The organism is Pararhizobium sp. A13, assembly GCF_040126305.1.
Taxonomy (GTDB): Bacteria; Pseudomonadota; Alphaproteobacteria; order Rhizobiales; family Rhizobiaceae; genus Pararhizobium.
In genome coordinates, this window is the sequence record NZ_CP149510.1 from 2557002 (window position 1) to 2579795 (window position 22794).

The 22794-nt window shown below is 62.0% G+C and carries 24 protein-coding genes; 9 read left to right on the forward strand and 15 right to left on the reverse strand.

The features are described from left to right. Positions 1-98: 98 nt before the first annotated feature. Positions 99-494, reverse strand: coding sequence for a Rap1a/Tai family immunity protein (locus WI754_RS12540; RefSeq protein ID WP_349433751.1), 396 nt, complete (start codon positions 492-494; stop codon positions 99-101). Between the two features lie 129 nt (positions 495-623). Further along, complete coding sequence (locus WI754_RS12545; protein ID WP_349433752.1) at positions 624-1139, reverse strand: DinB family protein; 516 nt, start codon at positions 1137-1139, stop codon at positions 624-626. Between the two features lie 265 nt (positions 1140-1404). Between WI754_RS12545 and ndk the strand changes: the two genes are divergently transcribed. Then, positions 1405-1827 (forward strand): nucleoside-diphosphate kinase, encoded by a 423-nt coding sequence (ndk, locus tag WI754_RS12550; RefSeq protein WP_037160520.1) that lies wholly within the window; start codon positions 1405-1407, stop codon positions 1825-1827. A 103-nt stretch (positions 1828-1930) separates the two neighbouring features. Here ndk and WI754_RS12555 read toward each other — a convergent pair whose 3' ends face one another. Next, on the reverse strand, positions 1931-2494 hold the full coding sequence (locus WI754_RS12555; protein WP_349437804.1) for a hypothetical protein: 564 nt from the start codon (positions 2492-2494) through the stop codon (positions 1931-1933). A 131-nt stretch (positions 2495-2625) separates the two neighbouring features. Beyond that, positions 2626-3186, reverse strand: a complete 561-nt coding sequence (locus tag WI754_RS12560; protein ID WP_349433753.1) for a CGNR zinc finger domain-containing protein — start codon at positions 3184-3186, stop codon at positions 2626-2628. A gap of 76 nt (positions 3187-3262) precedes the next feature. On the opposite strand from WI754_RS12560, the gene WI754_RS12565 reads away from it, so the two are divergent. Further along, on the forward strand, positions 3263-4159 hold the full coding sequence (locus WI754_RS12565) for a branched-chain amino acid ABC transporter permease (RefSeq protein WP_349433754.1): 897 nt from the start codon (positions 3263-3265) through the stop codon (positions 4157-4159). On the opposite strand, the gene WI754_RS12570 is transcribed toward WI754_RS12565, so the two are convergent. The 5 genes from WI754_RS12570 to WI754_RS12590 all read right to left on the reverse strand — a co-directional run bounded on the left by WI754_RS12570 (position 4160) and on the right by WI754_RS12590 (position 8483). Further along, on the reverse strand, positions 4160-4630 hold the full coding sequence (locus tag WI754_RS12570) for a molybdenum cofactor biosynthesis protein MoaE (RefSeq protein ID WP_349433755.1): 471 nt from the start codon (positions 4628-4630) through the stop codon (positions 4160-4162). Between the two features lie 4 nt (positions 4631-4634). Beyond that, positions 4635-4895: a molybdopterin converting factor subunit 1 gene (moaD, locus tag WI754_RS12575; protein ID WP_349433757.1), complete on the reverse strand. Its 261-nt coding sequence runs from the start codon at positions 4893-4895 to the stop codon at positions 4635-4637. After that, the gene (gene pgsA, locus WI754_RS12580) at positions 4895-5488 is read right to left on the reverse strand and encodes a CDP-diacylglycerol--glycerol-3-phosphate 3-phosphatidyltransferase (RefSeq protein WP_349433758.1); all 594 of its coding nucleotides are present in this window, start codon (positions 5486-5488) and stop codon (positions 4895-4897) included. The genes moaD and pgsA overlap by 1 nt, the downstream gene beginning before the upstream one ends. 212 nt (positions 5489-5700) lie before the next feature. After that, a complete protein-coding gene (gene uvrC, locus WI754_RS12585; protein WP_349433759.1) occupies positions 5701-7722 on the reverse strand; it encodes an excinuclease ABC subunit UvrC in 2022 nt (673 codons plus the stop codon). Next, positions 7719-8483, reverse strand: coding sequence for an SDR family oxidoreductase (locus WI754_RS12590; protein WP_349433760.1), 765 nt, complete (start codon positions 8481-8483; stop codon positions 7719-7721). Before WI754_RS12590 ends, uvrC begins: the two co-directional genes overlap by 4 nt. A gap of 367 nt (positions 8484-8850) precedes the next feature. On the opposite strand from WI754_RS12590, the gene WI754_RS12595 reads away from it, so the two are divergent. Next, a complete protein-coding gene (locus WI754_RS12595; RefSeq protein WP_349433761.1) occupies positions 8851-9489 on the forward strand; it encodes an outer membrane protein in 639 nt (212 codons plus the stop codon). Positions 9490-9569: 80 nt separating this feature from the next. On the opposite strand, the gene WI754_RS12600 is transcribed toward WI754_RS12595, so the two are convergent. The 4 genes from WI754_RS12600 to WI754_RS12615 form a co-directional block, all read right to left on the reverse strand. Next, on the reverse strand, positions 9570-10160 hold the full coding sequence (locus tag WI754_RS12600) for a glutathione S-transferase (protein WP_018327393.1): 591 nt from the start codon (positions 10158-10160) through the stop codon (positions 9570-9572). Positions 10161-10177: 17 nt separating this feature from the next. Then, positions 10178-10909: a ribonuclease gene (locus WI754_RS12605; protein ID WP_349433763.1), complete on the reverse strand. Its 732-nt coding sequence runs from the start codon at positions 10907-10909 to the stop codon at positions 10178-10180. A gap of 5 nt (positions 10910-10914) precedes the next feature. Beyond that, positions 10915-11346 (reverse strand): hypothetical protein, encoded by a 432-nt coding sequence (locus tag WI754_RS12610; RefSeq protein ID WP_349433764.1) that lies wholly within the window; start codon positions 11344-11346, stop codon positions 10915-10917. A 61-nt stretch (positions 11347-11407) separates the two neighbouring features. Then, entirely contained in the window at positions 11408-12274 is an 867-nt protein-coding gene (locus WI754_RS12615) for a 23S rRNA (adenine(2030)-N(6))-methyltransferase RlmJ (RefSeq protein WP_349433765.1), read from the reverse strand. Between the two features lie 68 nt (positions 12275-12342). On the opposite strand from WI754_RS12615, the gene WI754_RS12620 reads away from it, so the two are divergent. Both WI754_RS12620 and WI754_RS12625 read left to right on the forward strand, forming a co-directional pair. After that, positions 12343-14475, forward strand: a complete 2133-nt coding sequence (locus tag WI754_RS12620) for a molybdopterin oxidoreductase family protein (RefSeq protein WP_349433766.1) — start codon at positions 12343-12345, stop codon at positions 14473-14475. Between the two features lie 6 nt (positions 14476-14481). Beyond that, positions 14482-15081, forward strand: a complete 600-nt coding sequence (locus WI754_RS12625; RefSeq protein WP_349433767.1) for an NUDIX domain-containing protein — start codon at positions 14482-14484, stop codon at positions 15079-15081. 115 nt (positions 15082-15196) lie between these two features. On the opposite strand, the gene purN is transcribed toward WI754_RS12625, so the two are convergent. Continuing rightward, positions 15197-15859, reverse strand: coding sequence for a phosphoribosylglycinamide formyltransferase (purN, locus tag WI754_RS12630; RefSeq protein WP_349433768.1), 663 nt, complete (start codon positions 15857-15859; stop codon positions 15197-15199). Beyond that, on the reverse strand, positions 15856-16926 hold the full coding sequence (gene purM, locus WI754_RS12635) for a phosphoribosylformylglycinamidine cyclo-ligase (protein WP_349433769.1): 1071 nt from the start codon (positions 16924-16926) through the stop codon (positions 15856-15858). The genes purN and purM overlap by 4 nt, the downstream gene beginning before the upstream one ends. Before the next feature lie 217 nt (positions 16927-17143). Between purM and WI754_RS12640 the strand changes: the two genes are divergently transcribed. The 4 genes from WI754_RS12640 (at position 17144) to ppx (ending at position 22762) form a co-directional block, all read left to right on the forward strand. After that, positions 17144-18280 (forward strand): AI-2E family transporter, encoded by a 1137-nt coding sequence (locus WI754_RS12640; RefSeq protein ID WP_349433770.1) that lies wholly within the window; start codon positions 17144-17146, stop codon positions 18278-18280. A 7-nt stretch (positions 18281-18287) separates the two neighbouring features. Further along, a complete protein-coding gene (gene hdaA / locus WI754_RS12645; RefSeq protein ID WP_349433771.1) occupies positions 18288-18974 on the forward strand; it encodes a DnaA regulatory inactivator HdaA in 687 nt (228 codons plus the stop codon). A gap of 65 nt (positions 18975-19039) precedes the next feature. Beyond that, on the forward strand, positions 19040-21226 hold the full coding sequence (locus tag WI754_RS12650; protein WP_349433772.1) for an RNA degradosome polyphosphate kinase: 2187 nt from the start codon (positions 19040-19042) through the stop codon (positions 21224-21226). Between the two features lie 12 nt (positions 21227-21238). Continuing rightward, positions 21239-22762 (forward strand): exopolyphosphatase, encoded by a 1524-nt coding sequence (gene ppx, locus WI754_RS12655; RefSeq protein ID WP_349433773.1) that lies wholly within the window; start codon positions 21239-21241, stop codon positions 22760-22762. Positions 22763-22794 lie beyond the last annotated feature (32 nt).

Sequence of the window (22794 nt, forward strand, 5' to 3'; positions counted from 1 at the left end):
CGTCGTTTGTGCCGGTTGCACCGCACGCTCATAACACGTTGAGATTAAAAGACCGTCAAAGCAGACGTGAACGAGCCAACTGATGCCGGCATCCGGGGCTACCGCAGGGTACAGGGCCATTTCGCCTGCATGGCGAGTTGCACCAGCATGTCGGCGCTGCGGCCGCGTTCTTTCGGATTGGCGGCGACAAAGGCGCAGACGATCTTCACCTGCTCTTCAAGCGTGATCGTATCGGGGTCGCAGACATTGGCGCGGATCTTTTCGGTGACGGGGACCTTGCTTTTCGGCCGGTTGTTTTCGGCGTCGACCACATCGGACATTTCCGCGTGATGGAGGTCGCGCGACCAGCGGTCGAGCACGCCGGCGATATAGCCGAAGGCGACCGGGTGCTTCTGCTGGCAGAAGGTGTGCAGATCATCCGCATCCATGAACTGGGCCTGCGCAGCAGAATGAAGCATCAAACAGGCCGCAAATCCGAGCATCGGTGTTTTCATGTCGCCTTCTCCCCGACAGCAGAATAGGGTATTTCACAATGCCGAACAAACGGGGCCTGGCGATAGGATGGGAAGCAGCCCAAGTGGGCATTTCCGGTGGCTGGCGCGTGACGGTTGCGTGCGACAGCCTCACTTTGCGTAGTCTTCCCCCTCCGGTGTTCTCAGAAAATAAACCAGATCCAGCACAAGGCTCGGCTGCCCCAGTGCGGTCAGCGTCATGTGGCAATGGCCGCGATGGTGGGTCTGGTGGTTGAAGAAATGGGCGAGCACCGGCGCGAGGCGCTGAGTGACCGGCTCGGGGATGGTGATCGGCGTGTAGGTGAAGCGGCTGGTGAGGTCTGCTTCAGCAAGGCCATTGATCCAGGCGACGATGCGCTCGTCTTCCACCGCGCGGGCTGCTGACAGGGAGCCGAGATCGTCGAACAGGATGGCGTCGAGGGAGGTCGGCGCTTCGCCCGTGCCGGTGAAGCGCTTCATCCAGATGCGGTCGGCGGCGAGGACGTGGTTGAGCGTCCTGTGCAGCGAACCGAAGAAGGCGCCCTTGTCCTCGCGGTATTGCGCATCCGTCAGCGCGCCCGCCGCCTGGTAGAGCAGGCGGTTTGCCCACCGGTTGTATTTGGCGAACATACGGTAGTGATCGAGCATTGCGGTCTCCTTCAAGGTGCCGGGAGCTTAATCCAGAACGGCATTGTGGTGGGTGATGCGACCCATGAAATTTACTGATTTGACTGTTCACCGTTTCCGCGTTCGATGTCGACCCGACAATGGCTGGTTCGTGTGCTGTCTTGATCTCCATGACGGTCTCGGGCGCTCGTGACAGGGCCATGAAACTTCGCCGCTCCCCCTTGTTTTGCGCGGGATTGGCGGTTATTGAACCGCCGACTCACGGAAAACCAAGGGAATTGAGACAATGGCGATTGAACGCACCTTTTCGATGATCAAGCCGGACGCCACCAAGCGCAACCTGACGGGCGCCATCACCAAGATGTTTGAAGACGCAGGCCTGCGTATCGTCGCCTCCAAGCGCGTGTGGATGAGCAAGCGCGAAGCCGAAGGCTTCTACGCCGTTCACAAGGAACGCCCCTTCTTCGGCGAACTGGTTGAAACCATGACCTCCGGCCCAACCATCGTTCAGGTTCTCGAAGGCGAGAACGCCATCCTCAAGAACCGCGAAATCATGGGCGCCACCAACCCGGCCAATGCCGACGAGGGCACCATCCGCAAGGTCCACGCTTTGTCGATCGGCGAGAACTCGGTTCATGGCTCGGACGCTCCGGAAACTGCTGCTGAGGAAATCAAGTACTGGTTCTCCGACACCGAAATCGTCGGCTGATTCAATCTCTGAGGGTCTCGGCCCGAACGATTTGAAAAGACTCATTTAAAGTCGGGGCGGCAACGCTCCGGCTTTTTTATTTTGGGGTCGTGGGCCGGCCAGCCTATGATCGGCACTTCGCCGTTTCGAAGTGTTCAGGCGTCTTGCCGTCCTTGAAAACCTCCGGGTTCTTGTCATAGGCGGGGCCGACGACCAGCGCCTTGGCGGGCAGTATGTCCTGATCGAGGTTCGAAATCACTTCCGTCTTCAATGTTTGCAGAATGGTGCCGTCCGGCCCCTTGACCTCGATGGTCACGGCATAGGGCCGCTGCTTTTTCACGCAGGTCACATCCGGGCTTTCAAGAACCACCTTGTCGAGCTTGGCAAAGAGCTTGCGGTCGAGCGTCAGCGGCGCGCCACCGGCAGGGTTTTCGAATGTAGCTACAACCGTACTCCCCTCCGGAACGGGTTCCGTCTTGGTCAGCGTGATCATGTAGGTGGCGTAGGCGAGGCGGTAGTTGAAGATGAACATCTTGCCGGTGAGTTCGAGCGGATCTGGCCCTGTCTCGCGCTGGCAGCCGGCAAGGGCAGCCGCGCCAGCCAGAAGAAGAGCGGCAAGCGTCAGGCGCTTAGTGTGCCGCAGTACTCGCGCGCTTTGAGAATACCCCCCTCTGTCACTTCGTGACATCTCCCCCTCAAGGGGGGAGATCGGGAGCGAGAGGCCGGCCGCGCGGCAATCTCCCCCCTTGAGGGCGAGATGCCCGGCAGGGCAGAGGGGGGTGAGAGGGCCACTGTCGTGGACTGTGTCGGCCTGCAGGCTCATGGGGTCAACTCCTTCTTCTGGCGCTGATAGTGCCGGCTCGCCTTCACGCGGTTGCCGCAAACGGTCATGTCGCACCAGGTGCGGCTGCGGTTGCGGCTGCGGTCGAGGAACAGCCATTGGCAATTGGGGCAGATTTTCAGGCGCTGCGGCTCTGCGAAGGTGGCAAGCATCAGCGCCGAGCGCGCCGCGGCGGCGTCGAGCGGGGTGCGGGCTGCCTTGATCGGATGGCGCCGGATGAGGGTGGATGCCGCGTCGAGCAGATCGGCCAGGTGCCCGGAGGAGGAATGCCCCAGCGCTTCGGCGCGAAAATGCCGGTCAGTTGCTTCCCTGAGATTGAGAAACGCCGGCCGGTTTTCCGGCGCGACCGGCTGCAACGGCCCGAACAGGTCCTTGTCGGCGCAGAAACGCGTCGCGGCCGTGGCAAAGCCGTCAAGAGCCACGGGGTCGGCATAGCGGTCGATGCGGCGCTCGGCATCGAAGCGCAGCACGACCGAATTGGCGACATCGAAAGCAAGTGCGCCGCCGGAAAAACGATGCGGGGTCCAGGTAAACGTCACGCAACATCCTAACTGGTAAAACGGATTTTACTAGTTATAATGATTTCCACTGATGTTGTCATCAACCGGATTTCCCATGGCCTATTTTCTGCAGCAGCTTGCCAGTGCCCTGCCGATCGCCGCCCTCTATGCGCTGCTTGCCTTCGGCTATTCGATCTCCTTCTCGGTCACCAAAAGGGCCGATCTGACCTATGGCGCGCTGTTCGGCTTTGCCGGCCAGATCTTCCTGTTGTTTTCCGATTTCGCCTGGAACCGTCTCTGGCTGGTCCTTCCGGCTGCGCTTGCGATTGGCGCGATCGCGGCGCTGGTCTATGCCTTGGGCGCAGGCTTCGTCGTCGGCCGCTCGGTCATGCGCGGGCTGGCGATGACGTCGGCCAACACCGTGGTCGTTGCCTCTCTGGGCGTGGCTTTGGTGCTGATGGAGCTGTCGCGGATCGCGGCGGAGACGCGCAGCCTGTGGCTGCCGCCGTTTCTCAACACGCCGCTCACGCTGTGGGCCGATCCGCAATTCCCGGTGACCCTGACGATGATCCAGCTGCTGAACACGGCGCTGATGCTGGCCATGGTCGGGGCGGGGCATGCGTTTCTGGCACGGTCCGCCTGGGGCCGCTCCTGGCGGGCGGTGTCCGACGATGCAGGCGCAGCGGCACTCTGCGGCGTCGATGGGAAGCGTATCTTCGTCGCTGCCTACGGATTGTCGGCGCTGCTGGCGGCGATCGCCGGCATTCTCGCCACGTCCTATTATGGCAACATGGATTTTGGCGCGGGCCTGGTTTTCGGCGTCAAGGTGCTGTTCATCGCCGCGATCGGCGGCCAGACGGCGCCGCTATTGGCGGCGGCCGGCGCCGCCGCGATGGGCCTGAGCGAAACGCTGTGGAGCGCCTACGGCCCGATGCTCTGGCGGGATTTTGCGATCTTCTCGTTTCTGGTGCTGCTTCTGGTGCTGACGAGAAAGGAGCAGTTCCAGCCGTAGTCAGTCCTTCGACCAGCGGTCCCGTGCGCTGTCGTCCTCGTCCTTGGCGCTGACCCAGCCGCGCTCAATGCCATCGCCTGCGTGCTCCTTCTTCCAGAAGGGCGCGGACGTCTTCAGATAATCCATGATGAAATTGGCGCCGTCGAAAGCCGCCTGCCGGTGCGGCGAGGCGGTGACGACGAGCACGATGTTTTCGCCGGGCAGGATCTTTCCGTAGCGGTGGATGGCGCTGACGGCTTGCAGCCCGAACCGGCTGACCGCTTCCGTGCAGATGCGGGTGATCTGCGCTTCCGCCATGCCCGGATAGTGCTCCAGTTCAAGGGCGCTGAGCGTGCCGGCGTCGTCACGGCAGAGGCCGGAGAAGGTGACGATGGCGCCGATATCGCGGCGGCCTTGCGAAAGCGCCCGGACCTCGGCGGCAAGGTCGAAATCCTGCCGCTGGACGCGGACGGTGACAGGCACGCCGCGCACGGCCTCAGCCTCCGGTCATCGGCGGAAACAGCGCGATTTCCCGCGCGCCGGCGATCGGCTCGTTATGGTCGACATGTTCCTGGTTGATGGCGACGCGGATGACATTCTCGTGCTCCAGCGCCGTCTCGTATTCCTCGCCCAGCGTCTTCAAGTGTGCCAGCAGGTCGCCGGCCGTGACGACGCTTTCGGGAAGCTCCAGCGTCTCCTCGGCTTTGCCGATCCGCTCACGCACCCAGGCGAAATAGACGAGATCAACGCTTGCCATCAGTCGACCATATGCTTGAGGCCGGCGCGGAAATAGTCATAGCCGGTATAGATGGTAAGAATCGCTGCGACCCAGAGCAGGCCGATGCCCATCTCCGTCGTATAGGGAAGCACCTTGTCGCCCGCCGGGCCTGCAAGCAGGAAGGCAATGGCGAACATCTGTACGGTGGTTTTCCACTTGGCGATGCGCGTGACCGGCACGCTGACTTTGAGTGCGGCCAGGTATTCTCGCAGACCAGACACCAGGATTTCACGGCACAGGATAATGATCGCGGCCCAGAGCGACCAGCCGGCGATGGTTTTTTCGGTGTCCGCCGCCATCAGCAGCAGCGCCGTCGAAATGAGAAGCTTGTCGGCGATCGGATCCAGCATGCGGCCGATATTTGAGGTCTGGTTCCAGATCCGCGCCAAATAACCGTCGAGAAAATCGGTGATCGACGCGACGACGAAAATGCCAAGCGCCGCCCAGCGGGCAAAGTCGGAACTCTGCAGTTTGCCTTCGATGAAAAAGCACAGAACGATCAGCGGAACAGCCAGAATGCGTCCATAGGTCAGGAGATTGGGGATGCTGTAGGTGGTCGGCGTGGAGGACATGGATTCGGGTTCTCTGCGAGTTCTTGGGCGACAGATGAACGGCTTTGTGACAGCCGCGTCAACCGTTCTTTGATAGATCATCCGCAATTGTGGCGGAATTCATCTGAACGGGCGGTGAACCGGATTGAGCGCAGGACACCTCCGGCGCGATGGGGTGTCCTGATGCGAATAACTGCGCTGATCGACCCGACCTGAGCCGCGTCCCAGAGACGCTATTTCGCCCCATCCTCATGGAAGTGGTCATAGACGAGCCGCGCCACCGCTTCGGAAATACCTTCCACAGCCACGAGATCGTTGATGCCGGCGCGGGAAACCGCCTTGGCGGTGCCGAAATGCTGGAGGAGCGCGCGCTTGCGCGTCGGCCCGATGCCGGCGATCTCGTCCAGCGGGTTCTTGACCATTTCCTTCTTCCGCCGCGCCCGGTGCGAGCCGATGGCGAAGCGGTGCGCCTCGTCGCGCATGCGCTGGATGAAATAAAGCACCGGGTCGCGCGGCGGCAGCGTGAAGCCGTCGCGGCCGGGCGGAAAGAAGCGCTCGCGTCCGGCATCGCGATCGACGCCCTTGGCGACGCCGATGGCGGTGAGACAATCCTCGATGTCGAGTTCCTTCAGGATCGCCCGCACAGCCGTCATCTGTCCCTGACCACCATCGATCAGGATGACATCGGGCCAGGCAGGGAAACCGGCGTCCTCGACGGGTTCAGCGCTGCGATCGGGCTTTCCCTCTTCCTTCAGCAGGCGCGAGAACCGCCGGGTCATCACTTCCTTCATCATGCCGAAGTCGTCGCCGGGCGTGATGTCGGTCGATTTGATGTTGAACTTGCGGTACTGGCCTTTGACGAAACCTTCCGGCCCCGCCACCACCATGCCGCCAACGGCATTGGTGCCCATGATGTGGGAGTTGTCGTAGATCTCGATGCGGCGCGGCGCACGCTCCAGCTTGAAGGTCTCGGCAAAGCCTTCGAGCAGACGCGACTGCGACGATGTTTCGGCGAGCTTGCGGCCATGCGCCTCGCGGGCGTTGGCGACCGCGTGCTCGACCAGATCCTTCTTCTCGCCGCGCTGCGGCACGAGGATTAAAACCTTGTAGCCGGATTTCTCCGTCAGCGCTTCGCCCAGCAGTTCCTGTTCCGCCACCGGCTCGCAGAGGAGGATCTGCCGCGGACAGGGCTTGTCGTCGTAGAACTGGGCGAGGAAGGCGCTCAGCACCTCGGCTGCGGGCAGGGTCGGATCGGCCTTCGGAAAATAGGCGCGGTTGCCCCAGTTCTGGCCGGTGCGGAAGAAGAACACCTGGATGCAGGAAATGCCACCCTCGTGGTGGATGGCAAAGACATCCGCTTCCTCGACGCCGGAAGGGTTGATGCCCTGATGGCTCTGGACATGCGACAGCGCTGCCAGCCGGTCCCGATAAAGGGCGGCCCGCTCGAAATCGAGATTTTCCGAGGCCTCGTTCATGGCAGCGGCAATGGTCGACTTGACGGCCTGGCTCTTGCCGGAGAGGAAGTCCTTCGCTTCGCTCACCAGTTCGCCGTAGTCGGCATCGCTGATCTCGCGGGTGCAGGGGGCGGCGCAGCGCTTGATCTGGTGCAGCAGGCAGGGCCGGGTGCGGGTCTCGAAAACGCTGTCGGTACAGGTGCGCAGCAGGAAGGCGCGCTGCAGCGAATTGATCGTGCGGCCGACGGCGCCGGCCGAGGCGAAGGGACCGAAATAATCGCCCTTGCGGCTGCGGGCACCGCGATGCTTGTAGAGCGCCGGGGCTCGGCTATCGCCGGTCACCAGAATATAGGGAAAGGACTTGTCGTCGCGCAAAAGCACATTGAAGCGCGGCCGCAAACGCTTGATAAGGTTGGCTTCCAGCAGCAGCGCCTCGATCTCGGTGCGCGTCGTCACGAATTCCATATGCGCGGTCTCGCGCACCATCTTGGCGAGGCGGTTGGAATGGACGCGGCCCTGCGCGTAGTTGCTGACGCGCTTCTTCAGGCTGCGCGCCTTGCCGACATAGAGCACGTCGCCCGCCTCGTTGAACATGCGGTAGACGCCGGGGCTGTTGGGCAGGCGCTTGACGAAGGCCTGGATCAGCTCGGCGCCGCGCAGTCCGTCGGGGATCGCGCTGGTTTCCGCCCAATCCAGGATCGGCGCCGGCGCGGGACTGTCCGCTGCGTCGATGAGGTCGTCTTCGTCGCCGGCATTTTCATCGTAGAGAATGCCGCCATCGGTGGGCACGCGCCCGGTCATTCCACAATCTCCAAAATATCCGGCGTCTGCCAGGCCAGATGCTGGCCGCCGTCCAGCGCGATCATCTGTCCCGTCATCGAGGGCGTGTCGAACAGAAAGCGGATCGTCCTGCCGAATTCCCCCAGTTGCGGCCCGGTCTTGAGGATCACGGCGTCCACCTGCGTCTGGAAGTCCGCCTGGTTCTGCCGCTCGTTCGGCAGGGTCGGGCCGGGGCCGATGGCGTTGACCCGGATGTTGGGCGCCAGGGCCTGCGCCATCGTCTTGGTTGCCGTCAGCAGCGCCGATTTCGATAACATATAGGAATAAAATCGCGGATTTGGAGACCAGACCCGCTGGTCGACGATGTTGACGATCAGGCCCGAATTGGTCGCCGGCAGTTGCGCCGCGAAATCGCGCGCAAGCAGGGACGGAGCCTTCACATGCAGGGCGAAATGCCGGTCCCAGATCGTCTCGTTGAATTCCTCGAGACTGTCCTTCTTGAACAGCGAGGCATTGTTGATGAGCAGCCCGATCGGACCGAGCGCGCCGACGGCTTTTGCCATGACGGTGGCGACGGAAGCGGTATCGGTAAGGTCCGCGGCAATTGCCGCCGCATTGCCGCCTTGGGCGCGAAGGTGGGCTGCGAGCTTTTCGGCCTCCGCCAACGATGTGTTGGCATGAATGGCGACGGCAAAGCCGTGGGCTGCCAGATCCTCGACGATCGCCTTGCCGATGCGCTTGGCGCCGCCGGTGACCAGCGCTGTTTTCAAAGGCGTCCTCAAGGGCGGATCCTGCCGTACGATTCGTGTCTATGCATTTCGCAAGGATATAGGAGCAGGATGCAGATTGCGAAACCGGCCCACTCATTCGTTTCGGAAAAATTAACGCGAAAGCGCTAAATTGAATTGTTTTCAACAGGTATAGTATATATTCAATTAATATTATTGTGTGGTTAATAATTTCCCTGTGGCTACAAAGCAACATCGAATTTTGGCCATGCTCGCGCCACTAAAATTTCACAATTTGGCTCTTGTGAATCCGCATTTCGTCGTCAATTTCTCCGTCAACCGGGCGGGTTAATTGCAATTTTTCCGATGTATCAGTTTAGGACCGCGAGGGTCCGGAGCATCGGTTCGAAAGGAGACTTTAATGCGTACTCTCATCACCACCCTCATGGCATCTGCCGTGTCCCTCATCGCCTTCTCCGCCGTTCAGGCGGCAGATGCGATCGACGAAGTTCCGGCCGCCCCGGCTGCCGAATACACCGAGCCGGCTGTGAAGAACTGGTCCGGCGCCTATGTCGGTGGTACGGCCAACTGGGCCCGCGGCGAATATGACGCGACGGGCGGCCGCGGTGCCTCCGGCTTCGGCGGTGGTCTCTATGGCGGCTACAACATGCAGAGCGGCCAGGTCGTTTACGGCGGTGAAGCCGATATCAACTACGGCGACAACGACACCCGCAGCCCCACCCGCAAGATGGAACAGGGCGTCAACGGCTCGGTCCGTGCCCGCGTCGGTTACGACCTGAACCCGGTTCTCGTCTACGGTACGGCCGGTGTCGCCGCATCCAACGTCAAGGCGACGCAGGACGGCGGTTCCGACAAGAAGACGCTGCTCGGCTGGACGGCTGGTGCCGGTGCGGAAGCCTTGGTGACCGACAACGTCACGGCGCGCGTCGAATATCGCTACAGCGACTACGGTTCGAAGGACTTCAGCCTGCCGGGCGGCAAGGTTTCGTCGGGTTACGACGAACACAGCGTTCGCGTCGGTATGGGCGTCAAGTTCTGATACCGAAGTTCATGCATGACAAAAAAGGCCGGAGCGATCCGGCCTTTTTTGCGTTTCACGTCTAGCCGCTATCAGCCGGCTCAAGCCTTGAACTGGGCATAGTCCGGGAAGAATTTCTCGAATTTCTGCGGCCAGTTCTTCAGCTTCGGGCGGCCCTTCTGCCATTCGCCGGCAAAGCGCAGTTCGATATAGCGCAGCATCGCGGCAAGCGCGAAATGGCCGGCATGGAGCTTGGCGCCGGTCTTCGGCAGGTTGGCGTTAAGGTAGTCGAGGCCGCGCACGACCTTTTCCCACTGCTTGTCGATCCACGGCTGGTGGACCTTTTCCGGCGGATGGAAGCGCTTTTCGTAGACGATGGCGAGCAGGCTGTCGCAGATGCCGTCGCACAGCGCCTCCAGCATTTCCACCTCGGTGCGCTTTTCGGCATTGCGCGGATAGAGCTTGCCCTTGGTCTCGCGGTCGATGAAATGCATGATCGCCCGGCTGTCGTAGATCGCCTTGCCATCGGGCGTGATCAGCGTCGGGATCTTGCCGAGCGGGTTGTTGGAGATCAGTTCGGGCGGATTGGCGTTGGTGTCGGTCAGCACGCTTTCGGCTTTGATGCCGGCGTAGCGCGCGCCCATGCGCACCTTGTTGGAATAGGGGGAGGCGGGGGAGTAGAGAATTTTCATCGTGTTCTTTCTTTTGTTCAGGGAATTGCCGGCAGGCTGAGGTTTTTCATCTTGCAGCCGGCGCGATCGATGGCGTTGCAGGCACGAAAGCTGAGGTCCTTGTTGAAGCAGATGCGCACCTCGTCGACGCGTCCGGCGGCGCAGGTGACCGCGAGCGCGTCGTTGCGCAAGCCGGGATTGGCGGCGGTCAGCGATGCTTCAATCTCGGCGGCGTTTGTGCGCTGGCGGGTTTTCACCGATTGCAGCGCCGACGGTATCGTCACCTTCTCGCGGGCGGCGCGCAGAACCGTGAAATAGTCTTTCTGGCTGAGCCCCGAGCAGGAACCATGCTTGCGCCATTCATGGCCGATCAGCCCCATCGACGGCATGATGTCGAACAGGGTGCGTCCCAGCGTCTCCGGCACCCGGTCGGATTCGCGCGTCCGGCAGAATTCCTGATACCCCTGTTCGTTCTGCGGCCAGAGCCCGTGCACGATGAAGCCGTGATCGTTTTCCGCCGCGCATTGCTGTGACCGGCCGGAAGGGTCGTTTTCAAGGCACCAGCTCGGCGACCAGGAGAGCGACAGCACATAGTAGTCAAATCCGCTGCCGAGCGGGACGGGTTGGGCTTTGGCCTGCGCAGTGGCGATGGGGGTGGTTGTGGCGGGGCCGGTTGCCACCGCTTCCTTCTGCTGTTCGCTTTCCCCGCTGCAGGCCGAAAGCAGAAGCGCGGCAAACAGCGGCAGGAGGCGGCGCCGGAAATCGGTCACACGGCTTATCGCAGAGAGGCGCACTGCGCACCGTAGACATACCAGGGATCAAGGCCGCCGACGCAGAACTCGATATTGGAGCCGATGCCGGCAAAACCGAAGCCGCGCTCGATCAGATACCAGAGCGCGCGCGTCTCGCCATCGGTCGTGATGGCGGTGGCGCGGCAATATTCGCGCTCGACCGGATGGGTTTCGTCGCGCAGTTCGAGGCGGTTCAGGTGCATGTCGCGGATTTCGGCGATGGCGATGTCCGTCTTCAGATAGTGGTGAGCGCGATAGCCGAAATCGGAGGTGATGAAGCCGAGGATTGCCCTGCTTCGGCAGGCGCCTTCGGTGTAGCTCACGCCGCCCAGCGGGTCGCTTGCCGCAGCCGGGATTGCGCCGGGCAGAAGGATTGCCAGGGAGAAAAGGAGGCATGCGGCGCGCGTTCTGGTCATGATCGTCTCCCGAAAACTCCCCCGAGATTGCGTCTTCGGGGGGCTGGCCGTCAAGTCACGTTCAATCCCGCTCCGGCACTTCCTCGCCGCGCAGCCAGAAAACGCGGGCTGAGGCGTGCCGATCCTGCTTCAACCGGTCCTTGAGGAACGGCAGGAGGACATCGAGCTCATCCTTCAGCGTATAGGGCGGGTTGACGACGATCAGCCCCGAGCCCGAAAGGCCGGTCGTATCACGATCGCTGCGCACCGACAGCTCAGTGCACAGCATCTTCGGGATTTCCAGAGCTTTCAGCGCTTCGTGAAAGGCGGCAATCGGTGCACCCTGTTTCAGCGGATACCACAGGCAGAAGGTGCCGCCGGAAAACCGGCGCCAGGCCTTGGCGAGACCATCCGCCAGCCGCTCGAACTCTCCGGCCACCTCGAAGGGCGGATCGACCAGTACCAGCCCGCGCTTTTCCTTCGGCGGCAGATGGGCGCCGAGCGCCAGCCAGCCGTCGAGCTGCGTGATGCGGCTCTGGAAATCGCCGTCGAACAGCCGGTGCAGCGTTTCGTAATCGTCGGGATGCAGTTCCATTGCCGACAGCCGGTCCTGCGGCCGCATCAGCATGCGGGTGAGTTTCGGCGAGCCGGGATAGAGCTTGAGGCCGCCGTCCGGATTGAGGTCGCGCACGGCCGTCAGATAGGGTTGAAGCAGGGTCTTTGCCTTCGCCGGGATGTCCGCATCGAGAATGCGGCCGATGCCGTCCTGCCATTCGCCGGTCTTCTGGGCTTCCTCGCTCGACAGATCATAAAGGCCGATGCCCGCATGGGTGTCGAGCACGCGGAAGGCCTTGTCCTTCTGCGTCATGTAGACGATCAGCCGGGCGAGCACGGCGTGCTTCAGGACGTCGGCAAAATTGCCTGCGTGGTAGATGTGACGGTAATTCATTCGCGTCCCTGATCGTGCCGATGAAATGTTGGAATGCATGGCGGTTGGGACTTTGAGACCCTCCCGCGATGCAATATAGAAAAGCCATGAACGTTGCGACCCCCATCAAGCCAGAAAAAGCCACCGCTCATTCGGTCTGTCCGCATGACTGTCCCTCCGCCTGCGCGCTCGAAATCGATCTGACGGAGGAGGGAAGGATCGGCCGGGTTCGCGGCGCGAGCGCCAATACTTATACGGCCGGCGTCATCTGCGCCAAGGTCGCGCGTTATTCCGAACGCATCTACCATCCGGGCCGCCTGATGGTGCCGCAGCGGCGCAAGGGCGCAAAGGGCGAGGGACGCTGGCAGGACGTCAGTTGGGACGACGCGCTCGACGAAATCGCCGATGCTTTCGTCAAGGCCGAACAGCAATATGGCTCCGAGGCTGTCTGGCCCTATTTCTATGCAGGTACGATGGGCCAGGTTCAGCGCGATTCGATCGAGCGCCTGCGCCATGCCAAGCGCTATTCCGGCTTCTTCGGATCGATCTGCACCAACCTCGCCTGGACCGGCCTGACGATGGCCACGGGTTCGCTCAGAGGCCCCGATCCGCGCGAGATGGCGAAATCCGACTGCGTGGTCATCTGGGGCACCAATGCGGTGTCGACGCAGGTCAATGTGATGACCCATGCAGTCAAGGCGCGCAAGGAACGCGGCGCCAAGATCGTCGTCATCGACATCTACGACAATCCGACGATCAAGCAGGCCGACATGGGGCTGGTGCTGAGGCCCGGCACCGATGCAGCTCTCGCCTGCGCCGTCATGCACATCGCCTTCCGCGACGGCTATGCGGATCGGGCCTATCTCGCAGACTATGCCGACGATCCGGCCGGACTTGAACATCATCTGAAGACCAGAACGCCGGAATGGGCGTCTGCCATCACCGGCCTGCCGGTGGAGGAGATCGAGGCCTTCGGCAAGCTCCTCGGCACGACCCCGAAAACCTATTTCCGCCTCGGCTACGGCTTTACCCGCCAGCGCAACGGCGCCGTCGCCATCCACGCGGCCGCCTCGGTGGCGACTGTGCTCGGTTCCTGGAAGCACGAGGGCGGCGGCGCGTTCCACTCCAACAACGATATCTTCAAGTTCGACAAGCGCGAGTTGATGGGCTCGGCGATGCTGGATCCGGATATCCGGATGCTCGATCAATCGCAGATCGGCCGCGTCTTGACCGGTGATGCCGAGGCATTGCGCCATCGCGGGCCGGTGACGGCGATGCTGATCCAGAACACCAATCCGGTGAATGTTGCCCCCGAGCAGCGTCTGGTAAAGCGGGGTTTTTTGCGCGACGATCTTTTCGTCGCCGTGCACGAGCAGTTCATGACCGACACGGCCAAGCTCGCCGATATCGTCCTGCCCGCGACCATGTTCCTCGAGCATGACGATCTCTATCGCGGCGGCGGTCACCAGCATATCCTGCTCGGCCCCAAGGTGGTCGAGCCGCCATCGACGGTGCGCACCAATCTCTTCGTCATCGAGGAACTGGCGAAGCGCCTCAGCGTTGCCGACAGGCCCGGCTTTGGCCTCAGCGAGCGCGCGCATATCGACCATATCCTGGTGAACTACGACATCGGCTATGAGAGCCTGAAACGCGACAAATGGCTGGATGTCCAGCCCGATTTCGAGACGGCGCATTTCATCAAGGGGTTCGGCCATCCCGACGGCAAATTCCGCTTCAAGGCCGACTGGACCGGAACGCCGGCGCCGAACCGGCCGCCGAAGGCGCTGGGGCTCCTGGGCCCGCATGCGAAACTGCCGGTATTTCCCGATCATGTCGACCTGATCGAGGTCGCGGACGAGAAACATCCGTTCCGGCTGGCAACGTCGCCGGCGCGCTCCTTCCTGAACTCGACCTTCGCCGAGACGCCGTCTTCGATCCAGAAGGAAGGCCGCCCCGAAGCGATGATCCACGCGGACGATGCGGCGGCACTGGGCATTGCCGACGGCGATATCGTCCGGATCGGCAACGAGCGCGGCGAAATCCGCCTGCATGCCAGGCTCGGCGGCGGTGCGCGGCGGGGTGTGGTGATCGCCGAAGGGCTCTGGCCGAACGATGCGCATCTGGACGGGGAGGGCATCAACGTGCTCACCGGTGCCGATGCGGCAGCGCCCTATGGCGGCGCCGCCTTCCACGACAATCACGTATGGCTGCGCAAGGATTGACCGCGAATGACGAAATTCCGCGACGCGAAGATCGAAATTTTGAAAGACGAGACGCTTTCGAAAAACTGGTACCACCTGCGCAACGTCACCTTCAACTATACCGGCTCCAATGGGGTCACGAAGAAGCTGAAGCGCGAGGTCTATGATCGCGGCAACGGCGCGACGATCCTGCTCTACGATCCAAAACGCGACAGCGTCATCCTCGTGCGGCAGTTCCGCATGCCCGCGCATCTGAACGGCCATTCCGGCTGGCTGCTGGAAATGCCGGCTGGGCTGCTCGACGGCGATCATCCGGTCGAGGCGATCAAGCGGGAGGCGATGGAGGAAACCGGCTATCTGGTGCACGACGTGCGGCCGCTCTTCCAGGCCTTCATGTCACCCGGTGCGGTGACCGAGACGATCCATTTCTTCGCGGCGATCATCGACGTGTCGGTGCGAGCCGAAGACGGCGGCGGCGCTGCGCACGAGGACGAGGATATCGAGGTTCTCGAGGTTCCGCTCAAGGATGCCATGGCGATGATCGAGAGCGGCGAGATCTGCGACGGCAAGACCATCATGCTCTTGCAATGGGCGACACTGAACCGGGAAAAGCTGGCTGCGGAGTGAGCTATGCGGAGAAGAGCGGCACCGCTTCTGCGACCGCCGCTTGCCGCAGCTTTTTGTCGCGTGGTTGATCTCCGCTGGTATGCGGACGCGTTTTAACGAAAGACATTGCACTTGGTCAAATGGTTGACCAAGGCACGTCAGTTGTCACTCCCTCAGCTCCGATTACCCGCCCGTCGGTCATGCTTGCCTTGCCCTCGGCTATCAACCTCAGCGCCACCGGATATGTCCGATGCTCCTCGACCAAAACCCGCGCTGCAAGGGCCTCCGCGGTGTCACCGGGAAGCACGGGTACCTTGGCCTGAAGGATGACCGGCCCCTCGTCCATGCCTTCGGTGACGAAGTGCACGGTGCAGCCCGCTTCTTCCATGCCAGCGTCGATGGCGCGCTGATGGGTGTGAAGACCCGGAAAGAGCGGCAAAAGGGACGGGTGGATATTGATGATCCGGCCTTCGTAGCGATTGATGAAGGCCGCGCTCAGCAGGCGCATGTAACCGGCGAGGCAGATGATATCAGGCGAAAGGCTTTCCAGCGCGGACAGGATCGCCGCTTCATGCGCGTCCTTGCTGTCATAATCCTTGCGGACGAAGGAAAAGGTCGGAATGCCGAGCGCCGCCGCCTTGGCGAGCCCGCCGGCCTCGGCCTTGTCCGAAATCACACCAACGATTTCAGCCGGAAAATCCGGTTCCGAGGCAGCTTTCGCCAGCGCCAGCATGTTGGAGCCGCCGCCGGAAATGAACACAACGACCCTTTTGCGGATCGCCTTCAGCGTCTCCGTCATAGGGCGAGCGTGCCCTTGTAGATCGTGCCGGCGGCGCCTTCCTCGCGGGCGACCATGTGGCCGAGCGCAAAGACGGTCTCGCCTTCAGCTTTCAGAACCGAAGCCACCTTTTCCGCATTCTCTGCAGCGACGACGACGATCATGCCGACGCCGCAGTTGAAGGTGCGTAGCATCTCGTTGGCGGCAACGCCACCGGTCTTGGCAAGCCAGGAGAACACGGCCGGCGCCTCGATGGCGGTAAGATCGATTTCTGCGGCCAGGTGCTTCGGCAGCACGCGCGGAATGTTTTCCGGAAAGCCGCCGCCGGTGATATGGGCAAGCGCCTTCAGCGCACCGGTTTCGCGGATCGCCTTCAGGAGCGGCTTCACATAGATGCGCGTCGGGGTCATCAGCACGTCGGCCAATGTGCCTTCGCCGAAGGGGGCGGGTGCGTCCCAGGCAAGGCCCGAGAGCGAAACGATCTTGCGCACCAGCGAATAACCGTTCGAATGCACACCGGAGGAGGCGAGACCGAGGATGACGTCGCCCTCGGCGATATCGCCTGCCGGAAGCAGTTGCCCGCGTTCGGCCGCACCGACTGCGAAGCCGGCGAGGTCATAGTCGCCGCCGGAATACATGCCCGGCATTTCGGCTGTTTCGCCGCCGATCAGCGCGCAGCCCGCCTCGCGGCAGCCGGCGGCAATGCCGCCGACGATCGAGGCACCCTGGTCCGGATCAAGCTTGCCGGTGGCGAAGTAGTCGAGGAAGAACAAGGGTTCCGCGCCCTGTACGACGAGATCGTTGACGCACATGGCAACAAGATCGATGCCGACGGTGTCGTGCTTGTTGGCATCGATGGCGATCTTCAGCTTGGTGCCGACGCCATCATTGGCGGCAACGAGGACCGGATCGGTGAAGCCGGCCGCCTTCAGGTCGAACAGGCCGCCGAAACCACCGATTTCGCCGTCGGCGCCGGGACGCCGCGTCGAGCGCACATGCGGCTTGATCTTTTCCACCAAAAGGTTTCCGGCATCGATGTCCACACCCGCATCGCTATAGGTCAGACCGTTCTTTCCTGGCTCGCTCATGGCTTGATCTCCGCCGGCTCGTCGTTTTGGCACTGCGATTGGCATGATGACTTGGGAAGTGCAAGCATATTGCCCTGGATATTCCGCTTTTTCACCGTTTTGCCCGGTTGTTGTGGCCGTTTGCAGCCATAGGCTTGACCACGGTCGGTGGCACATCCTATCTCCAAAGGCGGAAGCGGCGTGATGCCGTTCGGGCGCGGGGCATCGGAACAGCGGCATGGTCAACAAATTGAGCAGCAGCGGACTGCAGCGCCAGATCATCTTCTGGTTGCTTTTCCTCGCCGCCTTCATCGCCTTCCTGATGGTGTTCTCGACCATCCTCCTGCCGTTCATCGCCGGCATGGCGCTCGCCTATTTCCTCGATCCGGTCGCCGACCGGCTGGAAAGGTTGGGCTTGAGCCGCCTGATGGCGACGATCGTCATCCTGTTCGGCTTCATCGTCGTCTTCGCGCTGTCGCTCGTCGTCATCATTCCGATCGTCTTCACCCAGGCAGCGGACTTCATCCAGAAGATGCCGGGCTATATCTCCTTGCTGCAGGAATTCCTGACCAGCCCGCATGCCTCGTGGCTGCCCGATTGGGTGGCCGGGCAGATGGATACGATCAAGCAGAACTCCGCCAAGCTGCTCGAACAGGGGGCGAGCTTCCTCGGCACGCTGTTCCAGCAATTGTGGAATTCGGGCATGGCGTTGCTCAACATCATTTCGCTGTTCGTCGTCACTCCCGTAGTCGCCTTCTATCTGCTGCTCGACTGGGACCGGATGGTGGAAAAGGTCGACAGCTGGATCCCCCGCGACCATGCTACCACCGTTCGCCAGATCGCCCGCGACATGAACCTGACGATTGCCGGTTTCGTGCGCGGGCAGGGGTCGCTCTGCATCATTCTTGGCCTGTTCTACGGCATTGCGCTGTCGTTCGCCGGGCTGAACTTCGGCCTGCTGATCGGCCTGTTTGCCGGCATGATCAGCTTTGTTCCCTATGTCGGCTCGCTGGTTGGCCTCGTGCTTGCCGTCGGCGTGGCGCTGGTCCAGTTCTGGCCCAACTATCTTCACATCGGTATTGTCGCTGCGATCTTCTTCCTCGGGCAATTTCTCGAAGGCAACATTCTTCAGCCGCGGCTGGTCGGCAAAAGCGTCGGGCTGCATCCGGTCTGGCTGATGTTCGCGCTTCTGGCGTTCGGCGCTCTCTTCGGTTTCGTCGGCCTGCTGGTGGCGGTGCCATCGGCTGCCGCAATCGGCGTGCTTGTCCGCTTCGGCATCGGGCGCTACCTTGATAGCACGCTCTATCATGGCCACAGGACCGGCAAGAAGGCCGAGCCGGAACCCGACATCCCAGAGTACAAGCTTCCAGAGTAACAGGCGTATGGTCCGCAAGTTCGAACAGCTGCCGCTCGTTTTCGAGCACGAGCCTCAGACGGGTCGTGACGACCTTCTCGTGTCCGAACGGCTGAAGGCGGCGGTGTCGATCATCGACAGCTGGCCGCGCTGGCCCTCGCCCGTTGTCATTCTTGCCGGGCCTGTAGGCTCGGGAAAATCGCATCTCGCGGCCATCTGGCGGGAAAACAGCGCGGCCGTAGCCATCCATCCGACGGCCGGCAGCGATGCCGCCGATATTGCCGCGACGAACCCGGTCCTCTTCGAGGATGCCGACCGGCGCGGTTTTGATGACCGGGCGCTGTTTCATGTCATCAACAGCGCGCGCGAGAACGGCACCGGCCTCTTGATCACCAGCCGGTTGTGGCCCATGTCCTGGCCGGTCGAACTGGCCGATCTTCGGTCGCGCCTGAAGGCGGCGACCGTGGTCGAGATCGGCGAGCCGGATGATGACCTGCTGGCCCAGGTTCTGGTCAAGCTCTTGGCCGATCGCCAGCTCAGCGTCGATGACCGGCTGATCGGCTATATCGTGGCGCGGATGGAGCGCTCGCTCGAATCGGCCCAGACGATCGTCGAGCGGCTCGATCATCTGGCGCTTGCACGCGGCACGCGCATCAACCGGGCGCTTGCCTTGGAAGTGCTCAACACCCTTGGAAAGACACGCGAAATTGATTGACTGTCATAGTTAGGTCGTCAAACTGCGCTAGCTGCATCATGAAAAACGAGAGGGCGGGTTCGGCCATGGATACTGTAACATCTGCGACAATCGCCAATGAGCCTGCGGCGTATGAAATCGATCTTCTGACCAGCCCTGAACGCTTCATCAACCGCGAATTCTCCTGGCTTCAGTTCAACCGCCGGGTTCTCGAGGAGACGCTGAATACGGCGCATCCGTTGCTTGAGCGCGTGCGTTTCCTGTCGATTTCCGCCGCCAACCTCGACGAATTCTTCATGGTGCGCGTCGCTGGTCTCGAAGGCCAGGTTCGCCAGGGCGTGATGGTGCGCAGCCCCGATGGCAAGACGCCTGTCGAGCAGCTGGAAGACATCCTCAAGGAAATCGACAACCTGCAGATGGAGCAGCAGGCCTCGCTGGCCGTCCTGCAGCAGTATCTTGCCAAGGAAGACATTCTGATTGTCCGGCCGGTGTCGCTGTCCGTACAGGACCGTGCGTGGCTGGCGAATGAATTCGAGCAATCAATCTTTCCGGTGCTGACGCCACTGTCGATCGACCCGGCGCACCCGTTCCCGTTCATTCCGAACCTCGGCTTCACCATGGGGCTGCAACTTGCCAGCAAGCGAGGCCGCGAGCCGATGACGGCGCTTCTGCGCTTGCCGGTCGCGCTCGACCGGTTCATCCGCTTGCCGGATGCCAAGTCGGTGATCCGCTATATCACGCTGGAGGATGCCGTCAGCCTGTTCATCGAACGGTTGTTCCCCGGCTATGAGGTCAAGGGTTCGGGCACATTCCGCATCATTCGAGACAGCGATATCGAAGTCGAGGAAGAGGCCGAAGATCTCGTCCGCTTCTTCGAGACGGCGCTGAAGCGCCGCCGCCGCGGATCGGTGATCCGTATCGAGATTGATTCGGAAATGCCGCTGGAGCTGCGCCATTTCGTCGTCGGCGAACTCGGCGTCGCGGAAAACCGCGTCGCCGTGCTGCCCGGCCTTCTGGCACTCAACACCCTGTCCGAGATCACCAAGGCGCCGCGCGACGATCTGCGCTTCGAGCCGTACAATGCGCGATTTCCCGAACGTGTCCGCGAACACGCCGGAGACTGCCTCGCCGCCATCCGCGAAAAAGACATGGTCGTCCACCACCCCTACGAGAGCTTCGACGTGGTGGTCCAGTTTCTGCTCCAGGCTGCGCGCGATCCTGACGTTCTGGCGATAAAGCAGACGCTCTATCGGACCTCGAACGACAGCCCAATCGTGCGTGCGCTAATCGACGCTGCCGAAGCCGGCAAGTCGGTGACGGCGCTGGTCGAGTTGAAGGCGCGCTTCGACGAGGAAGCCAATATCCGCTGGGCGCGCGACCTCGAACGCGCCGGCGTGCAGGTGGTGTTCGGCTTCATCGAACTGAAGACGCATGCGAAGATGTCGATGGTGGTGCGCCGTGAGGAAGGCAAGCTTAGAACCTACTGCCACCTCGGCACCGGCAACTATCATCCGGTCACGGCGAAGATCTATACGGACCTGTCCTTCTTTACCTGCAATCCGAAGATTGCCCATGACATGGCCAATATCTTCAACTTCATCACCGGCTACGGCGAGCCCGAGGCCGGCATGAAGCTGGCGATTTCGCCGCATACGCTGCGTCCGCGCATCCTGCAGCATATCGGCGAGGAAATCGCCCATGCCGAGGCCGGCCGGCCGGCGTCGATCTGGATGAAGATGAATTCGCTGGTCGATCCGGAAATCATCGATGCGCTCTACAAGGCCAGCCGCGCCGGCGTCGAAATCGATTTGGTCGTGCGCGGCATCTGCTGTTTGCGGCCGCAGGTGCCTGGCCTGTCCGATAATATCCGCGTCAAATCGATCGTCGGCCGTTTCCTTGAACATTCGCGCATCTTCTGCTTCGGCAACGGTCACGGGCTTCCCTCCGAGCACGCGCTCGTCTATATCGGGTCGGCGGACTTGATGCCGCGCAATCTGGATCGGCGGGTGGAGACCCTTGTGCCTCTCATCAACCGGACTGTGCATGAACAGGTGCTGTCGCAGATCATGCTGGGCAATCTCATCGATAACCAGCAGAGCTACGAGATCCTTCCGGACGGAACGTCGCGGCGCATGGAAGTCGCCCGCGATTCCGAGCCCTTCAATGCACAGGTCTACTTCATGACCAATCCCAGCCTGTCGGGGCGGGGCGAGGCCTTGAAATCCAGCACTCCGAAAGTCATTGCCGGCTGGGACAGCGGCCGCAGAAGATAAAACTGGAATTGCATGGTAGAATCTGAAGCCCAGGGGCGTTTGCCTGGAATTGCCCCGGTGTCCGTCGTGGATATTGGGTCGAACTCTGTTCGACTTGTCATCTATGAGGGGCTGAGCCGGTCTCCAGCCGTGCTGTTCAACGAAAAGGTCATGTGCGGCCTCGGCAAGGGCATCGATGCGACCGGTCGCATGGATGCCGAGAGTGTCGAGCGGGGGCTGATGGCGCTGCACCGGTTCAAGGCCTTGTCCACGCAGGCGCGCGCTTCCACGGTCTTCGTGCTTGCGACGGCGGCTGCCCGCGATGCATCGAACGGCCCGGATTTCATCCGCCGGGCGGAGATCATCCTCGGCCAGAAAATCCGCGTGCTGACCGGCGAGGAGGAAGCCTATTTCTCGGCGCTCGGCATCATCAGCGGCTATCACGACCCCGACGGCGTCGTCGGCGACCTCGGCGGCGGTTCGCTGGAACTCGTGGATGTCGTCGGCACCAAGGTCGGCAAGGGCATTACCCTGCCGCTCGGCGGTATCCGGCTGTCGGAACATGCCGAAGGATCGATCGTCAAGGCGCGCAGCCATGTGCGGCGCTACATGAAGGGTGCGCAGGTGCTGCAGAACGTTGCCGGTCGCACCTTCTACGCCGTCGGCGGTACCTGGCGCTCGATCGCCAAGCTTCATATGGAGACGCGCAACTATCCGCTGCACATGATGCAGGGTTATGAAATTTCCTTCGACGAGGCGATGGCTTTCCTGCCCGAGGTGATCGAGCCAAAGGACGTGAAGGCGCCGGCCTATGCGACCATCTCGAAGAGCCGCCGCGCACTCCTGCCCTTCGGTGCCGTTGCCATGCAGGAAGCAATCGCGCAGATGAAGCCGGCGCGCATCTCGTTTTCGGCGCTCGGCGTTCGCGAGGGGTACCTGTTTTCGCTGCTGTCGGAAACCGTGCGCAGTCATGATCCGCTGCTGACGGCGGCCGGCGAAATTGCCATCCTGCGTGCCCGCTCGCCCGAGCATGCGCGCGAACTGGCCGATTGGAGCGGCAAGATGGTGCCGCATTTCGGCATCACCGAAACCGAGGAGGAGGGGCGCTACCGTCAGGCGGCCTGCCTGCTCGCCGATATCAGCTGGCGCGCCCATCCGGATTATCGCGGCCTGCAGGCGCTCAACATCATCGCCCACAGCACGTTCTCCGGCATCACCCATGCCGGCCGCGCCTATATCGCGCTTGCCAACTATTATCGCTTCGAGGGCTTCGCCGACAACGGCGCCACCGAACCGCTGGCGGCCATCGCCACGCCGCGCATGCTGGAACTTGCCAAGCTTCTGGGCGGCCTGCTCAGGGTCGTCTACCTGTTCTCCGCCTCGATGCCGGGCATCGTCCGCAATCTTGATATCCGCCGCTCCCGGACCCCGGACCTCGATCTCGAATTCGTGGTGCCCTCCACTTATTCGGAATTCACCGGCGAGCGCCTCGACGGCCGGCTGCAGCAGCTTGCAAGGCTTACGGGCAAGCGGATCGCGTTCCGGTTCGAAGGTTGATTCTGCAAAAAAATCTAATAGTTACTGGGATT

What these genes read in the sequence shown, in the direction of transcription:
- pgsA (WP_349433758.1), bottom strand. Translation starts at nt 5,488, where the DNA reads ATGTCCTCCACGCCGACCACCTACAGCATCCCCAATCTCCTGACCTAT.
- WI754_RS12595 (WP_349433761.1), top strand. Translation starts at nt 8,851, where the DNA reads ATGCGTACTCTCATCACCACCCTCATGGCATCTGCCGTGTCCCTCATC.
- WI754_RS12600 (WP_018327393.1), bottom strand. Translation starts at nt 10,160, where the DNA reads ATGAAAATTCTCTACTCCCCCGCCTCCCCCTATTCCAACAAGGTGCGC.
- purN (WP_349433768.1), bottom strand. Translation starts at nt 15,859, where the DNA reads ATGACGGAGACGCTGAAGGCGATCCGCAAAAGGGTCGTTGTGTTCATT.
- WI754_RS12610 (WP_349433764.1), bottom strand. Translation starts at nt 11,346, where the DNA reads ATGACCAGAACGCGCGCCGCATGCCTCCTTTTCTCCCTGGCAATCCTT.
- WI754_RS12555 (WP_349437804.1), bottom strand. Translation starts at nt 2,494, where the DNA reads ATGTCACGAAGTGACAGAGGGGGGTATTCTCAAAGCGCGCGAGTACTG.
- hdaA (WP_349433771.1), top strand. Translation starts at nt 18,288, where the DNA reads ATGGTCCGCAAGTTCGAACAGCTGCCGCTCGTTTTCGAGCACGAGCCT.
- WI754_RS12545 (WP_349433752.1), bottom strand. Translation starts at nt 1,139, where the DNA reads ATGCTCGATCACTACCGTATGTTCGCCAAATACAACCGGTGGGCAAAC.
- ppx (WP_349433773.1), top strand. Translation starts at nt 21,239, where the DNA reads ATGGTAGAATCTGAAGCCCAGGGGCGTTTGCCTGGAATTGCCCCGGTG.
- purM (WP_349433769.1), bottom strand. Translation starts at nt 16,926, where the DNA reads ATGAGCGAGCCAGGAAAGAACGGTCTGACCTATAGCGATGCGGGTGTG.
- ndk (WP_037160520.1), top strand. Translation starts at nt 1,405, where the DNA reads ATGGCGATTGAACGCACCTTTTCGATGATCAAGCCGGACGCCACCAAG.
- WI754_RS12615 (WP_349433765.1), bottom strand. Translation starts at nt 12,274, where the DNA reads ATGAATTACCGTCACATCTACCACGCAGGCAATTTTGCCGACGTCCTG.
- WI754_RS12650 (WP_349433772.1), top strand. Translation starts at nt 19,040, where the DNA reads ATGGATACTGTAACATCTGCGACAATCGCCAATGAGCCTGCGGCGTAT.
- WI754_RS12540 (WP_349433751.1), bottom strand. Translation starts at nt 494, where the DNA reads ATGAAAACACCGATGCTCGGATTTGCGGCCTGTTTGATGCTTCATTCT.
- WI754_RS12565 (WP_349433754.1), top strand. Translation starts at nt 3,263, where the DNA reads ATGGCCTATTTTCTGCAGCAGCTTGCCAGTGCCCTGCCGATCGCCGCC.
- uvrC (WP_349433759.1), bottom strand. Translation starts at nt 7,722, where the DNA reads ATGACCGGGCGCGTGCCCACCGATGGCGGCATTCTCTACGATGAAAAT.
- WI754_RS12640 (WP_349433770.1), top strand. Translation starts at nt 17,144, where the DNA reads ATGGTCAACAAATTGAGCAGCAGCGGACTGCAGCGCCAGATCATCTTC.
- WI754_RS12625 (WP_349433767.1), top strand. Translation starts at nt 14,482, where the DNA reads ATGACGAAATTCCGCGACGCGAAGATCGAAATTTTGAAAGACGAGACG.
- moaD (WP_349433757.1), bottom strand. Translation starts at nt 4,895, where the DNA reads ATGGCAAGCGTTGATCTCGTCTATTTCGCCTGGGTGCGTGAGCGGATC.
- WI754_RS12620 (WP_349433766.1), top strand. Translation starts at nt 12,343, where the DNA reads ATGCAATATAGAAAAGCCATGAACGTTGCGACCCCCATCAAGCCAGAA.